Source organism: Yeosuana aromativorans (genome assembly GCF_014646655.1).
Taxonomy (GTDB): Bacteria; Bacteroidota; Bacteroidia; order Flavobacteriales; family Flavobacteriaceae; genus Yeosuana; species Yeosuana aromativorans.
In genome coordinates this window covers 123,127-141,678 of sequence record NZ_BMNR01000001.1, presented here as the reverse complement: position 1 = coordinate 141,678, position 18,552 = coordinate 123,127, and the positions used below count along the sequence as shown (strand labels likewise).

Genomic DNA, 18,552 nt, shown 5'->3' with positions numbered 1-18,552 from the left:
GAACGTATTCTGATAGTTTTTATACCATGAATTCTCTTTTATAGAATTTAATTTGCAAGTCAAACTTAAATTAACCGATTTTGAGAACCATTTACTTTATTGCCATTGCATTAGTAGCTTCAACTAGTTTTGTTTTTGCTCAAACAACAGTCACAAGTTACAATACCTTAATTAAGCCCAACCACAATTTTGGATTGACCAACCCATTGTACAATGATGGTTCCCCAATGACTTACGATCCTTCACAAGTAGATGTAAATGGGGCTGCTTTTAGTATACACTATACCAATCAGGGAGGAACCAGCTTTGATGGTTACCCCAGTGGAACTGTGGGAGGTTTTAAAATTAATGGAACGTATTATTCCGGCGATGTAAATGCATGCGGACTGCCCATACAGATACAAGATTTAACAGATGAGCTTCGAATCAATTGGAAAACATCCCAATCAAATGCTGGTGATTCCACAGATAAGTGGTGGGCTACCATTAACGTGATTTTTGATGGAGGAACAAAAACATCAGCACCAGATCCGGCAGCGCGGGATTACGATTTGGTTATTCAAAATGTAAGTTACCAACAAGATGACTTGACCGATTTAAGTAACCCTGGTGGCAGATATTGGTATTTTGCAAGGGAAACACCAGGCGGTGCAATAAAACCGTTTACAGTGTATTTGAATGGTGTTGCTTACAGCTGGGCTGTCCGCTATAAGTTTTTTGATTATCCGGTTGGTGACCCAAATTATGATAAAAATGATAAAGTTCATATTAAATTTATTCCTATAGATAACAGTAAGCCCATTCCTTATTTAGACCATTCCTTAAAACAGTTCATAGACTGTACCAAAAATTATTTGGATTATGTACCGTTGACCACAGATGAAAGGACCTTAGCCGATTTAAAAGTGGCAGTGGGCATTTTATGGATAAAGTCTATTTCTGCTGGTTATGAAGTTTATGAAGGCGAATCGATACTTAACAATGATTACTTTTATACAACATTAGACAGCACGGCACCCAATGCGCTGGCAAATTTAACTGCTACGGATCAAACAGGAAGCGTGCTGTTAAATTGGGATGCCTCAACCGACCCTGCTTTTGATACCTATACGGTATATCGTTCAGTAAACGGAGGCCCTTATACCGTCATAGGCTCAGAAATTAGAACCAATAGCTTTGTGGACAATACGGTTACCAATGCGTCTTACAATTATTATGTAACGGCTAAGGATCGCTCTTTTAATGAGTCAACACAATCCAATGTGGAATTTTTGGATATGACATTATCAATAGATGATAAAGAAAATCAGACGGTTTTATTATATCCCAATCCAACAAAGGAATTGTTGACTGTTAGTATTGGACAATCCAGCATACAAAATGGAACCATTGAACTATTTGATAACTTAGGAAGATTGGTCCAAAAAACGCCTCTAACTGGTCCAAAAACTACAATGCATTTAGAAGCTATTCCTTCTGGGATGTATATCGTAAAGATAAAGAGCGAAGCATTTGTTCAGATAAAAAGAATAATAAAACAGTAAGGTTAAATTTATAAATGAGAGTATTAAAAATTTTATTGGTATGTTTCTGTGCGCTAATGTACAATGCTTGTAAGGTAAAGCAAACCCAGGCTACAAAACATGAAAATTTTTATGCTTTCAGAAAAAGTAATCTCATTCCATGGTCCATAGTTGGTTTTGATGTTAAGGAGCGCACACCCCAACAGCGTATTGATATGCTAAAACGTTTAGGTTTAAAAAGGTATGCTTATGGAAACCGCCCAAAACATGTGCCAACTATGGGGCTTGAGTGGCAATTGGCCAAAGACAACGATATCAAGATTGATGCCGTTTGGCTGTTTGTTAATTTAAGAAGGGACCGTCCACAGGCTTTAAAACCCGAAAGCGAAGCGGTGTTTAAAAACTTAAAAGCGGTTGGCTTGCACACTCAAATTTGGGTGGGTTTTGAGCCTACTTATTTTGAGGATTTATCAGAGGCTGAATCCTTAAAACAATCTGTTGAAATGGTTTCCTTCCTATCAAAGAGAGCGCAGGCATTAGGATGTAAAATAGCCCTGTACAATCATGGCGGTTGGTTTGGAAAGCCAGAAAACCTGTTCAAGATCGTTAAAGCACTTCCAAACGAGAATATTGGGGTTGTCTTTAATTTCCACCATGCCCATGACGATTTACAAAATTATTCAGAAAACATAAAAATGCTTTTGCCTTATTTATGGTGCGTTAACCTAAATGGCATGAAAAAAGAAGGCCCTAAAATTATCACTATTGGTCAAGGTAATTTAGAAAAAGACATGATCCAACAATTGTTGGACTTAAAATACACAGGGCCGTTTGGTATTCTAGGCCATGTAAAAGGTGGTGATCCAGAAGTGATCTTACCAGAAAACCTCCAAGGCTTGCAACACTTATTTCCTTTAAACAATTAATTTAATTTCTTTAATTTAAAATTAATGTTTGATAGGTGTTTTGTTGGCAGTATCTTTTTTTTTGGCTTGTTGGAGCCTATATTTTCATCATAATCAAACGTTATCTGACTATTTTCAAACCTCTATAAAAAGGAAAAAGAGGATATTTACGTAATTAACTAATTGCAAAAAAAATACAGAAAATGAATTACACAAAACCTACAAAAATGAGAATGAAAAAAATAATGACCGTCTGTATTTTCTTCCTAGGAATGTCATTAACTGGTTTTGCCCAATCTGAAGATATTAAGCAACAGGTCAAAGAAAAAGTTAATGAAATAAATGACCAAATCATTTCAGTTAATGAATTTTTAGAACTAACAGATGATCAAAAAGAGGAAATCCAGTCAATTCTTGAAAAGCGATTGAAAGAAATTGATAAAGCTAAAAGAAAGGGTATGGACAAAAATGAAATTAAGAAAATCAGTAAAAAATATTTTCAAAAAATCCATAAAGAGGTTTTAAACAGTAAACAGAAGGAGGCGATTAAACAAGCAAAAGAAAGAATGAAAGGCAAAGATTAATAGCACGTTACATGAAGCATTCAGCATTTCTCATATTTACAATATTCACTTGCTTGTTTTTTCAACAAGCTATGTCCCAACCCACACCACAACAAATGGTGAACAAAATGGGACGTGGTATAAATATGGGAAATGTTATGAGTGCTCCAGTTGAAGGAAATTGGGCTCCAGCTTTTACAGAAAGCTATTTTCAAGACGTTGCTGTGGCAGGTTTTAAAACGGTACGTGTACCAATGGATTTTTTTGGTTCTCGAACGTCTGGTGATACTTCTGTTTATTCAAAAGACGCTGGTACTGCCGCCACATATACGGGCACTCCGGATGATTATGTGGTAAGTTCAGCTTATTTAGATCGAGTAGAAGAAGTTATTAATTGGGGATTAAACCAAAATTTGGTAGTTATTCTGGATTTTCATGGAAGCACATTAAAAAGTGAATTTATAGAAACATTCAACCAAACAAAGGCTCCTGATTTGTATACCTATCCAACATCAGCTAAACGTGCTGCGGATAATGAAAAGTTTAGGGCTATTTGGTCCCAAATTGCCAATAGATTTAAAGACTATACATACGATTTATTATTTGAAGTTATCAATGAGCCCTTTTTTAACATAACCGATGTTGAGATGGATGTTTTAAACACTGATATAATTAATATCATAAGAAATTCAGGAAGCAACAATGCCGCCAGAAATATTGTCATAACCGGAGGAAGCAAAAACTCTTATGAAGCACCACTTCAAATAGGAAATTCAGTTATAGCCAGTGATAGTAATTTAATAGCCACATTTCATTATTATTGGCCACGAGCCTTTACGGCGTCTTCAAGTCAAAATCAAAATGATTATGATTGGGGAAATTCATCAGATACTGCTGAAATAGACACTAATTTTGATGCTGTACAATCATGGTCTCAAACAAACAACATTCCCATATTACTTGGTGAATTTGGTGCCGATAATGAGGGTGGTTTCAATTATAGCACTCAAACCTATGGTGATTTTGGTGGGCCAGATGCTGCTTCAAGGGTGGCCTATTACGGGTATTTGGCAGAAGCGGCCCTTAGCAGAGGCTTTGCTTTTACGGCTTGGGATGCAGGAGATGAATCTAACAAAACTGTTTACAAGGTAAGCGATCGTACTTGGGTTGAGGATGTAAAAAATGCCTTGCTCAATGCGGGGACTCTGGGTGTAAAAAAAGTAACAGCAAACCAAACCTGTAAAATTTACCCAAACCCTGCTAGCAAGTTTGTAAACATCAAAGCGAATGCTGAAATTATGTCAATCAAATTTTTTAATTTATTAGGACAGCAGCATACCATAACTGACAATTTTAATGCTATAGATGTCTCTATTTTAAAGGACGGCTTATATCTTTTAAAAGTGGTCTTTAAAGATGGGTTTAGCACAAATCAAAAATTATTAATACACAATACTTTTACTAACTAAATTTTTAATACTATGAAAAAAATTACATTTTTAATTTTAGCAATTTTGCCCGTGTTTGGCTTTGCTCAAACCTGGGATTTTACGAATACTGATGATGGTTGGACACCTCTTGCTTCAACCCAAGCAGTACAAGCAACTTATTGGGAATTAACCAGTAAAGATGGTGTTGATAACCCTGGCTTAAAAATTAACCCTGTTGTCCCATCTGTTGATCCTGCTTTGGTGTCTATCCTAGCAATTACAATGAAAAACTTAAGTGCTACTGGTCCTCTTGAAATTAGAGCTCAATCTGTAACAAGTGGTGACGCTAATTCAGGAAATACATATGTTAGTGTACCTATTTCTAATGGAGATAGCGATTGGCAAACTTATTATGTTGATTTTAGTGGAAACAAATGGGTTGGAACTGTAGATGAATTAAATATAAAATTCAAAGCCATAGGGAATGCAAATTTTACGGGTACTGGAACTGAAATTTTTCAAATTGACAAAGTAGAAATGTTAACTTCTATTCCAACAACATTGCAAGAAACTTACAATTTTGATGTTGATAATGATGTTGAAGGCTTTACTACCACTAATGCAAGCATTTCAGGGCCAACAGGTGGAATTTTGACTTTTACACCTGTTGCGACTAAATACGCTAAGTTAGATCAACTTACTCATCATGTTGATGCCACAGCCCATAAACAGGTTCATATTACACTGAAAAATAATTCGGCAGCCAATGACCAACTGCGATTTGTTTATTATCCTGCTGGGGGTGGTCAAGTAACCAGAACACAAACAATGAGTACATTGGATGCCATGGAGCATACTTATACTTTTGATTTATCTGATGCAGGAGTTGACCCTGATTGGACGGGTAATATAACGTTTACCGTTGGAATTGGTTCACTATTGGACGGAAAAGCTCAAGATGCTGGAACAGTAGAGTTTAATTCAATAATTATTGATAATACCTTAAATGCAAAGAACTTTAATAAAGCTGAATTTACTATGTATCCCAACCCAGCAAAAGGTTTGGTCTATTTAAATAGTGCTAATAAAATCTCCAAAGTGACTATTTTTGATATCTCTGGTAAACTGGTTTTAACTACTTCTAGGTTGTCCAATAATGCAATAAACGTAAGTGCCTTAAAAAGCGGTTTATACTTATTAAAGATTGAAGACATTAACCAAAGCAAAGGGGTCCAAAAATTAATTATCAAATAGTACAAAACCACTGCATATATTTGAAAAAAATGATGCCTTGACAAGGCATCATTTTTTATAGGTTGCAATACAATCTACAAGCCGATTTTTTTGAATCCTATAAAAAAGCACTTTTCCAAAAATGATGTTTTACTTTTGTAAATTTAATTTTAGCCCAACAGATTATTACAAACAAAACTGAATCTGTTTTGGAACACGATTTTCATAAATAGCAACGGGATAGTTTGGTGTATGTGTAAAAAAAGCACAGATTATAATATGTAATATATTGAATTACAATAGTTTGAGTTTGGTTTTAGTTACAAAGTATGACCTTCGGCCTTTTTGGTTGAAGGTTTTTTTATTCAGTTTAATTGATTGTTCAATACTTGGTTTGTAATCTATATTGAGGATATTTTTTCAATTTCACTATCAGTCAAATTTTGGGTATTTGCAGTTATTTTATCAATGTTCCAATCCCACCATTTTAATTTCAATAGTTTTTTAATGGTTTTATCTGTAAAACGTTTTCTTATTTCCACAGCTGGATTGCCAGCAACTATAGAATAAGGGTTGACATCTTTTGTGACAGTGGAATTAGTTGCTATGATTGCACCATCGCCAATGGTAACTCCTGGCATGAAGGTAACATTGTGACCAATCCAGACATCGTTGCCTATTGTGGTGTTGCCTTTACTTGGATATGTTTTACCATCCATAGCTTTTTCCCAGCCATTTCCAAAAATAGCAAAGGGATATGTAGAAATAGATTTTGTTAAATGATTACCTCCGTTCATAATAAATTTAACTCCAGAAGCGATCATGCAAAACTTACCTATTATTAATTTATCGCCAATAAAGTCAAAATGATATTTTACATTTCTTTCAAAGTTGTAAACATCTTCAAAATCATGGTAATAGGTATAATCACCAACAATGATGTTAGGATTTTTAATGATGTTTTTTAAAAAGCACAGGTTATAGTGGTTTTCAAGCGGGTATTTTGTGTTTTTATCCGGGCCGTAAATATGTGTATTCATAATAGAGGGATTAATGTAATGAATGCTCCAAATACGGCCTCTGAAATAGTTCTTCCGAAAGTTAGTTTTTTTAATTTGAAAACATTAAAGAAAGATGCGTACAGGAACATGACTGAGCTAATAATTAATATCACAATTGAAACAGTTGTGAATTGAGTGATTTTCAAATCTAGAACAGAAAAAATAAATTCTTCTAAAGCCGTAAAACCAAAAAGAGCCAATAGAAAATTGGTTTTTTGATAGTTGAAAAGTAATGAAATACTGGTAATTAAGAGTAATGCAATGATTGATAATGCCACTAAATTCATTATAAAGTCACCGTTAATATGATGTAACGATTGAAAATTCTCTGAAATAAAGAGATTATGGCTTAAATGAAAATCAATGATCAGAAGTATGGATATGATTATAAAAAGGAGACCAATTAATTTTTGTTTTTTTTTCATTTCTTTATCTTTAAAACGATGTAAAAAGAAAATGATTTCTTTTGCTAACCCATTTCCAATGAGAAAGCCCAAAATTTCCTGAATCTTTGATCACTTTCATTTCGCTATCATTAATTATTTGGATGATGATGTTTCCTGAAAGGCAATCATTGCCGATAGGCATATCACTCCAATTAAGTAAAATTGTATTGTCTTGAAAGGTTCCATAGCCGACGTGGCACCAATTTGAACCTTCATTATATTGTTGCGTTTTTTTATTCATGCCTAACCAAAAAACCGTCTCATTTTGTACTTGTATCCAAAACAAATTGTCGCTTGATGATTTCCAAAAGCCGCTTTTTATTTTGTTTTTTTTAAATTCCTCAGTATTGCTCATTATTTTTTTAAATGGTTTTTTAAAGTAAGCTTTCAACAATTCTTATAAGCGTTGCAGCACCGTTTGTTCTGTTTTTAGCTTTGTTTTTAAAATCGGTAATATTTTTTTTATTAATCATTCTTCCATTTACCCAAACCATTTCGGGTGTTTTTAATGTATTGAGGTTTTCCAATGGATTTTCATTTGATAAAATAAGGTTGGCTGTTTTTCCTTCTTCAACACTTCCAACATTTTTGAAAAATTGTGAGACTTTGCTAGGGTTTATTGTGGCTGTTGAAAGCGCTTCAAAAGAACTTAAACCTGCTTCCTTGTAAAGTGATAATTCTTCATGAGTTGAAAATCCTGGTTTTGCAAACATAATACCTGAATCACTTCCACAAACTAAAGTTACACCAGCATCGCTTAACTGTTTGACTAATTTTAAATGCCATGAATGTTGGTCTTTAATACGCTTTAAGGTTTCTGGATTGTATTGTTGTTCACTTGTCCAACGGTTATAGTCATCCATAGAGCCTAATTTAACAAACATGGGATTCATATAACTAACATCTTCACCATTCAAGATGTTTTCGCCTTGCTCAATGATGTCAATTATGTTTTGAAAAATAGAAAGAGTAGGTGTGTGAGCTACATCATTGTTTGCATAAAGATTTATAATGTGTTTTGTTTTTATGCTATCATGCTGAAACTTCAAAGCTTCTTGTACAATCTCTTCAGTATGCTCAATGGTTACAATTTCAGGTTTGAAATGATAGCTATAATCAACTTCATAACTTGGATGCGCTCCTATGGGCATGTTCTCTATTCTGGCTTGTTCTATAATGGCATCAAATATGTTTTTTGGCATTCCAGCATAGGTCTTTATTAAATCGTAACCATCTGCTTTAAATTTTTTGACCAATTGCCTACCTTCTTCTGGTGTTGAAATTTGTAACTTGTCAATGCCAGAATCATTGGGTCCGGTTAGTTTTGGACTTGCTATAATAAATTGAGGCGCTAAAAAATCCTGATTATTGATATCTTCTTTTAGTCTTAAATGATAGGGTATTCCCCACATATTTCTAACTGAAGTCACACCATTGGCCAAATAAAGACCAAGTTCATACTTGTCCCAAACATGAACATGCATATCTATTAAGCCAGGTGAAAGGAACTTGCCTTTGGCATCTACAATTTCATAATTATTTGCGCTTATTTCAGTGCCAATTTTATCAATCAAACCATTTTTTATGATGACCGTTTGATTTGCTAAAACGGTATCTTTAGACATAGGTATTACATTGACATTGGTTATAGCAAACGATGTTTTATGAAAACTCACGTTTTTTTCAATACTTAAATAATTGGTTTTGTTATTATCAATACCTAAAATAATAAAGGCTGAAATAACCAATAGAATAATCAGGGAAAGTATTGTGATTAATATTTTTTTTAAAACTTTCATGCTACAATATACATTATTTTCTTTTTTTTGGACATCTGTTAAAATGAATATCCTATTGAGAACTCACCATAAAAAGGGTCAATAAAATCATAAGCTTTTCTAAAATCTTTGATGGCATTATCTACGCTAGTAATATTAGAGCTTGCATTCCATGATTCATTTGAGAATCCATATCCAAAAGAAAGTGTGATGTTAAATCCACTATTCCAAACCCATTTTTTGCCAGCATTTATTCCTGCGGTCCAATCAGGCATATCAAAACTGAAATTTTCATTTTCTGTTGTATTATTGCCTTCAATAACACCGGTTCCATTATAAATTCTGTAGCGGCCATAAGCGCCAACAAAAAAAGATTTCATTTGCTCACTGAAATGATAACGATAATTTACAATAAATGCTTTGCCATTTGACTTTATGTTAGTATTTGTATAGGTTTTTGGGATGGCTTCGTAATCAAATCTTGCTACTAGTCCGTGTTTTTTATTTAGCAAATATTCGTAGTTTACAGAATAAATACCAAAGGCTAAAGCTGCTGGACAAAAACTTATTGAATTTTTGAATTTATTTTTATCCTTTTTTGAATTCGCCATGTCTTGTGCTAAACTTGCATTGGAAATTCCGAATGCCAGAGCTACTAAAAATAATACTGTTTTTAAGTGTTGCTTTGTTGTCATAATTTAAATGTTTGATTGGTTAATAAAATTTTTAAAAATCATCTTGACAGAGATTTGTTTATATAAGCTTATTTCACGATTGTTTTTAATTGCTGATACAAAGGTTTGAAGAATGCTTCTGTTAAATGTTCGGAATTATATTTTGAAACCTATTGTTTTAAAATATCGTTGATAATCCATTCTAACATTGTGTCAAATCCGTTTTTAAAATCATCCCATTTGTAATCAATTAAAACATCTGGACTAAGAGGTTGATTGGCTTTTTCTTGAATGCGAAATAAGCGTTTAGAATAGGTAATTGTCAGGTTGGAATTTGGTAAATTAAATGAACCTAAATCTTGATAGCCATTGGGGTTTGAGCCAGTTGGTAATCCAACCACAGTACCATTTAAGATTTCTTTGTATTGTGTAGCGTTAATGGTTGCGGCTGAGAATGTTGCCTTGTCAATTAGTATATAAACACCATGTTTCCAGTCAATGCTATCAGCTAAATTTAAATAGTAGGCAAGAAGGATACCAACAAAAAAATCTCCACCACTATTATTTCTTAAATCAATAACAACTTGTCTAGACTTGTTTGCATTAATGAAATTTAAAAGGTCTTGACCAAATAATTGCATCTCATCATAGCTGGGATAAGCGCTAAAGTTTATGTAAACGGCATTTGTGTTTTGTATAGGGCCAAACCATAAATAATCATGTCTTGGATTTTTAGGTTTTATAATTTTTTCTGATTCTTTGTAGATGGATGTAAATACAGTTTCATATTGATATGTTTTACTGTCTATAGCATGTATAGTATAACTTTTAATGTTTCCCTTATCATTTGTAAACGTAAAATTAGCATTGTTTTTATGTTTGGTTAATCCCAAACCAAACAATAATTCACTTACCGTTAAGTACTCTCCAGTTCTTATTTCAAGAGAATTTTTGTTTTCAACGTATGGGGCAATTTCAGAAATGGCGCTGGCTAAGGTCTTTATGGGGATGCCATCAATGTTAGTAAGTGTTAAGCCTAATAAATTTTCATATAATTTGGAAGCTTTAACAACTCGCCAATTGCCATTAAAACATTTAATTTCAATGGGAAATATTTTTTTGTCGATATTGGATAAAGATACAGCCGTGTGTCCATCTCCAATACGTCTTGTCAACCGCATTAAATCAATGATAATTTCAATATCAGTTTTTGACGAAATCCCAAGCTTAATTTTGTCTAATTCTTTTATGAACTGTGCTTTTGGTATTTTATTATAAACATCAATATGCTTTTTTTCAAGTTGCGTTTTGTAATGATTAAGATCTTCTAACCACTGTGCTTGCCTTGTGTTTTGGGAATGGGAAATCAATGCCACCAATAAGGTAATGATAGTATATGTTTTAAACATACTTTAGGTTTTATAGTTAATACATCTTTTGATGAAGCAAAGGTGTATTAGTTGTATTTAGGAAATGTTCGGAATTATAATAAGAAACCTATTTTGAGTGTAATCTGAAGCTTTCTACAGATAATTTTACTTGATAAAACAAATTGATTTAAGAGAGTATATAGTGTTTATTTGTAGGTGTTTAACCAGGCTCTGGGAGTTAATCCTGTTTCTTTTTTAAAGAATGTATTAAAAACGGTTTTAGAATTAAAGCCACTTTCAAAAGCCAGGCCGAGTAAGGTAATATTTGAATTTTCCGGTAATTGTGCAATATGTTGAAAGTAATTCAAGCGAAAAGAATTTACATAGTCATTAAAGTTTTTTCCCATAGCCTCATTGAGTAACCATGATAGTTTGTTGGGGTGTAAATCAATCGCTTCAGCTAAAGTTTTTAAGCTTAGATTGGAATTGAGAAAAACTTTATCAACTTCTAATACTTTCTTTAAACTTAAAATATAGTGTTCTATTTGTTGGTCATCTAACAGGCTCGTACTTTCTTTCTTATTGATTTCCTTGGTTAATTTAGGTACTAGCTCTTTAGAAAAGACTTTTTTCTCAATCTGCTTAAACCGTTCATATTTTCTTAATGGATTTAAAAATGGATCATTTTTGAAATTGAATATTTGCCCTGATTTGGATTTAATTTTTTCGGATAGTATATCAAGGGCCAATTCATGGTTTCCCAAATAGATTTGTAAATATAAATTCCACAATCTTAAACTTATGTATGCGGGATCATTGTTAGCCGTATTTTCATTAACTTCTCTATGTTCAATTTTAAATACGGTTTTTTTATGGATAAGATTGTATAAGTCTTTATAAACATGGGGTTTTTCAAGCTGAGGTGTTTCTTTTATGAATTCTGAAAGCTTTTTTTCCTGTTTGCTTAAAATCAAGGCAGCGGCTTTCATTTCTAAACCTAAAGGAAATGAAGGATTTAATTCAAGAGCTTTGTCAAAGGCTTTGATAGCTTTGTCATATTCTTTTAAGAAATAGTATAAATTTCCTTTAGTAAAATGATGGTTAACCGATAAGGGATCTACTTTAAGGGCCTTTTCATTTTCCTTCAATGCTTTATTAAGATGTCCTAAGCTTGAATACAAATCTGTTGTAGCATTATAAATCTCAGAAAAGTTGGGGTTTAGGGCTAAGGATTTTTCTAGAAAATAATAGGTGTCTTTATAATTCCAATGCCCCCAAAAACTTACGGTAGCTTTTGCGTAATACCCTAAATAAGATTCTGGATTTAATTCTGATCCTAAGTTTATAAAATAATTGGCATTTTCTATTCCTTGTGTCTTTTCAATATATCCCCAACTGGCCAACATGCCAAAGCACCAACCTAACTCAAAATAAGCATCAGAAAAATTAGGATCAATTTTGATACTTTGTTTGAAATATGTGATTGCGTCAGAAACATTAGCATTGTTCCATTTAAGACGTAAGTACCTGCCCTTTAAATACAATTTATAGGCCTCAACACTTTTTGTATCAATTGTTAATAAATGATCTTCAATCTCAAAATGGCCAAAGTGTTCTCTAATTTGTTCTGCAATCAACAGGCTTATTTCATTTTGTAAATCAAAGATGTCTTCCAAATCTCTATTAAAACTATTGGACCAAATATAAAAGCCATCTTCGGTTCTGACCAACTGTGTTGTAATTCTAACCTTGTTTTTTTGAAACCGGACACTGCCTTCCAAAATTGTTGCAACTCCTAACTGGTTACCAATATCCCTGACATCTATATGTTTGTTTTTGAAAGCGAATGATGATGTTCTGGCCGTAACTTTTAAACCTTTTATACTTGTTAAGGCATTTATGATTTCCTCAGTAATGCCATCGGTAAAATAGTCATTGGACAAATCATTGCTGAAATTACTAAAAGGTAAGACAGCTATAGATTTTGAAGAGAAATTATAAAGCTCTTTTTTTTTCAATTTAAGTTAATGATTGATAAAATCAAAAATAACCATTAGAACCTAAAAAGGCAATTATAATTAAGTTTTACACTTCAAGGATTGAAGATATAAATCACTAATATGTTTTTAATGCTTCTTTTCTTAATGCGAGTGATTCATCATAAAACCCTTCCACTTGCAAAGAATCTGCTAAAATGGTTAAGCAGTCTTTATTAAAAATTGTTTAAGAAAGACAGGGCGGTGAGAACGAGATTATTATTAATATAATTATAATTTGGGTTAGCTTCATTTGGTCAGTTAAGCATTACTAAAATAGAGAATTAATCCAAAAGTATTAGCATTTTTTTATTGGTGTTTTTATTTTATAGCTGGTAGTTCCACCAAAAAATAAAAATATTCTTTCAAATAGAGCTTGATATTTATATATTTAATAATTCAATTCATTTAAGGGTAATCAATATTTTATAAAATGAATAATACTGTTAATTTTAATGAGATAGAAACCTGCTTTTTTAAGTCTACTTAAAACAATGATTTGCTCAAATAGGTTGTAAATAAATTGGATTTTAATTATTTTGTACTATATTTGTGTAATCGATTACATTTAACAGAACTATGAAAAATTATAAAACAGTATATGCTTCAAGTCCTGAGGCCGTTAAGAAATATGATACACAGAATTTGCGTGATGAATTTCTGATTCAAGACGTGATGAAAAAGGATGAATTGAATTGGGTGTATACCCACTATGACAGGTTTATGGTCGCGGGAGTTGTTCCTATTGAAAAAGTTGTTAAATTAGAAACCATAGACGCTTTGAAGTCTAACTTTTTTTTGGAAAGAAGAGAGTTGGGAATTATAAATATTGGTGGTTCAGGTATCGTTAAGGTTGATGGCAAAGACTATCAGCTAGACAATAAAGAAGCGCTTTATCTCGGTCAAGGAAATAAAGATGTGACTTTTAAAAGTATATCATCAAAAAGTCCAGCTCAGTTTTATTTAAATTCTACGCCGGCTCATAAGGCTTTCCCTAATAAAAAAATAGGGAAAGAAGATGTTGAGGTTATTGGGTTAGGATCTCCAGAAACAGCAAATGCAAGAACATTGAGAAAGTATATTGTAAATAGTATCGTTGATGTTTGTCAGCTACAAATGGGGATGACATCCATAAAAATTGGAAGTAGCTGGAATACCATGCCAGCACATGTACATGACAGAAGAATGGAAGTCTATTTTTATTTTGAAGTTCCTGAAGGTCAAGCCGTGTGCCATTTTATGGGGCAACCAAATGAAACGCGCCATATATGGATGGGCAATAACGAAGCTGTAATTTCTCCACCATGGTCTATTCACGCGGGTTCAGGTACCTCAAATTATTCTTTTATATGGGGAATGGCTGGAGAAAATCTTGATTATAGCGATATGGATGTTTGTAAAATTAATGAATTAAGATAAACAATATATGTCGTTAAGCTTATTTGATTTGAAAGGTAAAAGGGCACTTATAACTGGAGGAACCCATGGTTTAGGAATGGCTATGGCCGAAGGTTTGGCTACGGCTGGAGCAGAACTTATAATAACTGGAACAACGCCTTCTAAAATGGAAAGTGCTTTGGATTATTATAAATCAAAAGGATATGTGGCCAGTGGTTACTTATTTGATGTGACGAATGAGAAGGAGGCCAAAGAACATCTAGAGATTATTTCTAAAGAAATAGGCGATATACATATTCTTGTCAACAATGCGGGTATTATAAAACGGGAACTTGCATTAACCATGCCAGTTGAAGATTTTAGGCGTGTGATAGATGTGGATTTGGTAGGTCCTTTTATTATGTCACAATTGGTGGCTAAACAAATGATTGAGCGCAAAGAAGGTAAAATCATAAACATATGTTCTATGATGAGTGAGTTAGGTAGGAATAGTGTTTCTGCCTATGCCGCTGCAAAAGGCGGGTTAAAAATGCTTACTCAAAATCTAGCCACAGAATGGGCGAAATATAATATTCAAGTCAACGGAATTGGTCCGGGTTATTTTGCGACCAGCCAAACAGCTCCTATACGGGTAGATGGCCATCCGTTTAATGATTTTATTATAAGTAGAACACCGGCAGCTCGTTGGGGTAATCCAGAGGATTTAGCTGGAACAGCTGTTTTTCTAGCTTCAAAAGCCAGTGATTTTGTTAACGGACAAGTGGTGTATGTGGATGGCGGTATTTTGGCCACCATAGGAAAGCCATCAAACGAAGATTAATATTTTATAAATAAAATGAGTAACAAATTCATACACGACAATTTTTTATTAGAGAACAAGTATGCAGAAGAGCTGTACCATGATTACTCTAAAAACCAGCCTATTATAGATTACCATAATCACTTGCCCTCACAACAAATAGCTGAAGATAAAATCTTTAAAAACATTACCAACGTTTGGATCAATGGTGACCATTATAAATGGCGTGCCATGCGTACTTTGGGTGTTAATGAAAAATTTGTAACAGGTGAAGCCTCAGATAAGGATAAATTTTTAAATTGGGCCAAGACAGTTCCCTACACCATGCGCAACCCTTTATATCATTGGACGCATCTTGAACTTGCCCGATATTTTGATATTTATGATTTATTAGATGAAAAATCCGCCGAAAAAATCTGGGAAGAAACCCAAGAGAAATTAAACTCCAATGGGTATAGTTGCAGAGGGTTGCTTAAAAAAGTAAATGCAGAAGTGGTGTGTACAACTGAAGATCCAATAGATACTTTAGAATACCACCAACAACTGGCCAAGAGTGATTTTAGTGTTAAGGTCAGTACGGCTTTTAGGCCCGACAAAGCCATTTTGATAGCTGCTGAAGGTTATAATGACTACATAAACACACTGGGCGAAATAGCAGGTACTCCCATCAATTCCTTTGATGATCTATGCGATGCCCTAAGAAAACGCATTGCGTTTTTTAATGCAAATGGTTGCAAGTTATGTGACCATGGTTTGAACCAGATTTCCTTTGAGCCGTTCACTGAAAGTGAAGTAAAGACCATTTTCAACAAGAAAAGAAGCGGGAAAGCGCTTTCAGAAGAAGAGATTTTGAAATTCGAGACAGCCATTTTGGTGTTCTTGTCAGAAACCTATCACGAATTTGGTTGGGTACAGCAGTTTCACCTTGGAGCCTTAAGAAACAACAATGCACGCATGCACCGTGTTTTGGGGCCAGATACAGGTTGGGATTCCATTGGGGATTATCCACAAGCACAAAAGCTGTCAGCATTTTTAAATGCCCTGGACAGCAATGATAAACTCACAAAAACCATTATTTATAACCTTAACCCAGCAGATAATGAGGTGATGGCGACCATGATCGGTAATTTTAATGATGGCAGTGTGAAAGGTAAAGTACAGTTTGGTTCCGGCTGGTGGTTTTTGGACCAAAAGGACGGCATGACCAAACAATTGAACGCATTGTCCAATATGGGCTTGATCAGTTGCTTTGTGGGGATGCTTACAGACAGCAGAAGCTTCCTATCCTTTCCAAGGCATGAGTATTTCAGACGTATACTGTGTAACCTTTTGGGAGATGAGATACAGAGGGGTGAATTGCCAAATGAGATGGAATGGATCGGGAAAATGGTCTCGGACATCAGTTACAACAACGCAAAGGAATATTTCAAATTTTAAACAAAACAAACAAAAACAATAGATTGAACAATGAGTAGAGTAGTGACATTTGGGGAGATCATGTTAAGATTGGCTCCACAAGGATTTTTAAGGTTCTCGCAGGCGGACAATTTTGACGTGGTGTACGGTGGTGGCGAGTCCAACGTGGCCGTGTCCCTTGCCAATTACGGCATAACGGTGGATTTCGTTACGCGCCTGCCAAAAAATGATATTGGTCAGTGTGCCATGATGGAGATGCGCAAGCGCGGTGTTGGCGTCGACAAGATCGTTTGGGGCGGCGATCGCCTGGGCATTTACTTTTTGGAGACCGGAGCGGTGAGCAGGGGCAGCAAGGTGGTCTACGATAGGGCATATTCATCCATGTCCACGATCCAGTCCGGTATGATCGACTGGGAAGATGTATTCAAGGGAGTGGAGTGGTTCCATTGGACGGGGATCACACCGGCGATATCCCAAAGTTCAGCTGATGTCTGTCTGGAGGCCGTAAAGGCTGCCAGCAAACTTGGTGTCACCATTTCAACGGACCTGAACTACCGTGCCAAATTGTGGAAATACTGCGATGCCTCAAAAAGAGAGGAGATCATGACCGAGCTGACCTCTTACTGTGACATCATATTGGGGAACGAGGAAGATGCCGAGATGCACTTTGGCATAAAGCCAGAAGGCATATCCGTACAGACACAGGGGCACGATGTGAAGGCTGAGGCATTTTTATCAGTATGCCAACAGATGATGAAAAAGTTTCCAAGGGCAAAGAAAGTGATCACAACGTTAAGAGGGTCCATATCGGCATCCCACAACACCTGGGCAGGTGTTCTGTACGACGGAAAGAAGATGTACCAGACACGCCAATACCAGATAACGGACATCGTGGACAGGGTCGGCGGTGGAGACAGTTTTATGGGCGGCCTGATCTACGGGCTGTTGACCTACCCGGAAGATGACCAAAATGCACTGGACTTTGCCGTGGCGGCCTCCTGCCTGAAGCACACCATCAAGGGCGATGCCAATCTGGTGACTGTTGAGGAGGTGGAGAAACTGATGGGCGGCGATGCCTCGGGGCGAGTGGCAAGATAGACGGACAGCAAGATAAAAAGTTGATTAATAGTTTTTTTTTGAGTTAGTTTTGAAGGATCATCGGGGCCGACAAGAAATTTTCGGTCCTGGTCTTTTCAAGGCCAAACAAACAAAAAACATAAAAACAAAAAATTAAAGATATGGCACAATTTACAAGAATAGAAGTGGCAACGGCCATGAAAGAAACTGGGATGGTCCCGTTGTTCTTCCATAATGACATTGAGCTGAGCAAGCATATTTTAAAGGCCTGTTATGATGGTGGTGCCAGATTAATGGAATTTACCGCACGTGGTGATTTTGCTCACGAGGTTTTTGGAGAACTGACCAAGTACGCCATCAAGGAACTGCCAGGCATGATCATGGGCGTTGGCTCGGTGACCGATGCGGCCCAAGCGAGCTTATATATGGCCCTGGGGGCGAACTTTGTTGTGACACCGGTATTGAGAGAGGACATTGCCATTGCATGCAACCGCCGAAAGGTACTGTGGTCACCCGGTTGTGGGACTTTAACGGAAATTGCAAAAGCTGAAGAGCTGGGATGCGAGATCGTGAAGCTGTTCCCGGGCGATATCTATGGGCCCCAGTTCGTGAAGGGTATTAAGGGGCCACAGCCATGGACAAGCGTGATGCCCACGGGCGGTGTGTCGCCAACGGAGGAGAACCTAAAGGGCTGGTTCGATGCGGGTGTGACCTGTGTTGGGATGGGCTCGCAGTTGATCTCAAAGGACATCATCGCCAACAGGGACTATGCCAAGCTGGAACAGAAAGTGAAAGAAGCTTTAGCCATCATCAAGAAAGTGAGAAAGCCATAAGCTCAACAGG

The 18,552-nt window shown here is 35.4% G+C and carries 17 protein-coding genes; 10 read left to right on the top strand and 7 right to left on the bottom strand.

Annotated features, from left to right (window positions below):
- The first annotated feature begins 80 nt into the window (after positions 1–80).
- The 5 genes from IEW94_RS00545 (at position 81) to IEW94_RS00525 (ending at position 5,675) form a co-directional block, all read left to right on the top strand.
- Positions 81–1,544: a T9SS type A sorting domain-containing protein gene (locus tag IEW94_RS00545; protein WP_188649314.1), complete on the top strand. Its 1,464-nt coding sequence runs from the start codon at positions 81–83 to the stop codon at positions 1,542–1,544.
- 14 nt (positions 1,545–1,558) lie between these two features.
- Positions 1,559–2,449: a sugar phosphate isomerase/epimerase family protein gene (locus tag IEW94_RS00540; RefSeq protein ID WP_188649313.1), complete on the top strand. Its 891-nt coding sequence runs from the start codon at positions 1,559–1,561 to the stop codon at positions 2,447–2,449.
- A gap of 182 nt (positions 2,450–2,631) precedes the next feature.
- Complete coding sequence (locus tag IEW94_RS00535; RefSeq protein ID WP_188649312.1) at positions 2,632–3,012, top strand: hypothetical protein; 381 nt, start codon at positions 2,632–2,634, stop codon at positions 3,010–3,012.
- A gap of 11 nt (positions 3,013–3,023) precedes the next feature.
- A complete protein-coding gene (locus IEW94_RS00530) occupies positions 3,024–4,460 on the top strand; it encodes a cellulase family glycosylhydrolase (RefSeq protein ID WP_188649311.1) in 1,437 nt (478 codons plus the stop codon).
- Positions 4,461–4,472: 12 nt separating this feature from the next.
- Positions 4,473–5,675 (top strand): T9SS type A sorting domain-containing protein, encoded by a 1,203-nt coding sequence (locus tag IEW94_RS00525; RefSeq protein ID WP_188649310.1) that lies wholly within the window; start codon positions 4,473–4,475, stop codon positions 5,673–5,675.
- Positions 5,676–6,055: 380 nt separating this feature from the next.
- On the opposite strand, the gene IEW94_RS00520 is transcribed toward IEW94_RS00525, so the two are convergent.
- The 7 genes from IEW94_RS00520 to IEW94_RS00490 all read right to left on the bottom strand — a co-directional run bounded on the left by IEW94_RS00520 (position 6,056) and on the right by IEW94_RS00490 (position 13,001).
- Positions 6,056–6,694: a CatB-related O-acetyltransferase gene (locus IEW94_RS00520; RefSeq protein ID WP_229669408.1), complete on the bottom strand. Its 639-nt coding sequence runs from the start codon at positions 6,692–6,694 to the stop codon at positions 6,056–6,058.
- Positions 6,691–7,140: a hypothetical protein gene (locus IEW94_RS00515; protein ID WP_188649309.1), complete on the bottom strand. Its 450-nt coding sequence runs from the start codon at positions 7,138–7,140 to the stop codon at positions 6,691–6,693. The genes IEW94_RS00520 and IEW94_RS00515 overlap by 4 nt, the downstream gene beginning before the upstream one ends.
- A gap of 10 nt (positions 7,141–7,150) precedes the next feature.
- Positions 7,151–7,516, bottom strand: coding sequence for a hypothetical protein (locus tag IEW94_RS00510; RefSeq protein ID WP_188649308.1), 366 nt, complete (start codon positions 7,514–7,516; stop codon positions 7,151–7,153).
- A gap of 19 nt (positions 7,517–7,535) precedes the next feature.
- Entirely contained in the window at positions 7,536–8,960 is a 1,425-nt protein-coding gene (locus tag IEW94_RS00505; protein WP_188649307.1) for an amidohydrolase family protein, read from the bottom strand.
- Positions 8,961–8,998: 38 nt separating this feature from the next.
- Positions 8,999–9,634 carry a DUF3575 domain-containing protein gene (locus IEW94_RS00500; protein WP_188649306.1) on the bottom strand — a complete coding sequence of 212 codons (636 nt, stop codon included), beginning with the start codon at positions 9,632–9,634 and terminating at the stop codon, positions 8,999–9,001.
- 149 nt (positions 9,635–9,783) lie between these two features.
- The gene (locus IEW94_RS00495) at positions 9,784–11,022 is read right to left on the bottom strand and encodes a S41 family peptidase (protein WP_188649305.1); all 1,239 of its coding nucleotides are present in this window, start codon (positions 11,020–11,022) and stop codon (positions 9,784–9,786) included.
- 167 nt (positions 11,023–11,189) lie between these two features.
- Complete coding sequence (locus IEW94_RS00490) at positions 11,190–13,001, bottom strand: tetratricopeptide repeat protein (RefSeq protein WP_188649304.1); 1,812 nt, start codon at positions 12,999–13,001, stop codon at positions 11,190–11,192.
- Between the two features lie 597 nt (positions 13,002–13,598).
- On the opposite strand from IEW94_RS00490, the gene kduI reads away from it, so the two are divergent.
- The 5 genes from kduI (at position 13,599) to IEW94_RS00465 (ending at position 18,542) form a co-directional block, all read left to right on the top strand.
- Positions 13,599–14,438: a 5-dehydro-4-deoxy-D-glucuronate isomerase gene (gene kduI / locus IEW94_RS00485; RefSeq protein WP_188649303.1), complete on the top strand. Its 840-nt coding sequence runs from the start codon at positions 13,599–13,601 to the stop codon at positions 14,436–14,438.
- A gap of 7 nt (positions 14,439–14,445) precedes the next feature.
- On the top strand, positions 14,446–15,237 hold the full coding sequence (locus IEW94_RS00480) for a gluconate 5-dehydrogenase (RefSeq protein ID WP_188649302.1): 792 nt from the start codon (positions 14,446–14,448) through the stop codon (positions 15,235–15,237).
- A 15-nt stretch (positions 15,238–15,252) separates the two neighbouring features.
- On the top strand, positions 15,253–16,653 hold the full coding sequence (uxaC, locus tag IEW94_RS00475; RefSeq protein WP_188649301.1) for a glucuronate isomerase: 1,401 nt from the start codon (positions 15,253–15,255) through the stop codon (positions 16,651–16,653).
- Positions 16,654–16,683: 30 nt separating this feature from the next.
- Positions 16,684–17,730 (top strand): sugar kinase, encoded by a 1,047-nt coding sequence (locus IEW94_RS00470; protein WP_188649300.1) that lies wholly within the window; start codon positions 16,684–16,686, stop codon positions 17,728–17,730.
- Positions 17,731–17,870: 140 nt separating this feature from the next.
- Positions 17,871–18,542, top strand: coding sequence for a bifunctional 4-hydroxy-2-oxoglutarate aldolase/2-dehydro-3-deoxy-phosphogluconate aldolase (locus IEW94_RS00465; protein WP_188649299.1), 672 nt, complete (start codon positions 17,871–17,873; stop codon positions 18,540–18,542).
- Positions 18,543–18,552 lie beyond the last annotated feature (10 nt).

Coding starts and splice junctions, on each gene's coding strand:
- IEW94_RS00540 (WP_188649313.1), top strand. CDS start 1,559: ATGAGAGTATTAAAAATTTTATTGGTATGTTTCTGTGCGCTAATGTAC.
- IEW94_RS00535 (WP_188649312.1), top strand. CDS start 2,632: ATGAATTACACAAAACCTACAAAAATGAGAATGAAAAAAATAATGACC.
- IEW94_RS00530 (WP_188649311.1), top strand. CDS start 3,024: ATGAAGCATTCAGCATTTCTCATATTTACAATATTCACTTGCTTGTTT.
- IEW94_RS00525 (WP_188649310.1), top strand. CDS start 4,473: ATGAAAAAAATTACATTTTTAATTTTAGCAATTTTGCCCGTGTTTGGC.
- IEW94_RS00520 (WP_229669408.1), bottom strand. CDS start 6,694: ATGAATACACATATTTACGGCCCGGATAAAAACACAAAATACCCGCTT.
- IEW94_RS00515 (WP_188649309.1), bottom strand. CDS start 7,140: ATGAAAAAAAAACAAAAATTAATTGGTCTCCTTTTTATAATCATATCC.
- IEW94_RS00510 (WP_188649308.1), bottom strand. CDS start 7,516: ATGAGCAATACTGAGGAATTTAAAAAAAACAAAATAAAAAGCGGCTTT.
- IEW94_RS00505 (WP_188649307.1), bottom strand. CDS start 8,960: ATGAAAGTTTTAAAAAAAATATTAATCACAATACTTTCCCTGATTATT.
- IEW94_RS00500 (WP_188649306.1), bottom strand. CDS start 9,634: ATGACAACAAAGCAACACTTAAAAACAGTATTATTTTTAGTAGCTCTG.
- IEW94_RS00495 (WP_188649305.1), bottom strand. CDS start 11,022: ATGTTTAAAACATATACTATCATTACCTTATTGGTGGCATTGATTTCC.
- kduI (WP_188649303.1), top strand. CDS start 13,599: ATGAAAAATTATAAAACAGTATATGCTTCAAGTCCTGAGGCCGTTAAG.
- IEW94_RS00480 (WP_188649302.1), top strand. CDS start 14,446: ATGTCGTTAAGCTTATTTGATTTGAAAGGTAAAAGGGCACTTATAACT.
- uxaC (WP_188649301.1), top strand. CDS start 15,253: ATGAGTAACAAATTCATACACGACAATTTTTTATTAGAGAACAAGTAT.
- IEW94_RS00470 (WP_188649300.1), top strand. CDS start 16,684: ATGAGTAGAGTAGTGACATTTGGGGAGATCATGTTAAGATTGGCTCCA.
- IEW94_RS00465 (WP_188649299.1), top strand. CDS start 17,871: ATGGCACAATTTACAAGAATAGAAGTGGCAACGGCCATGAAAGAAACT.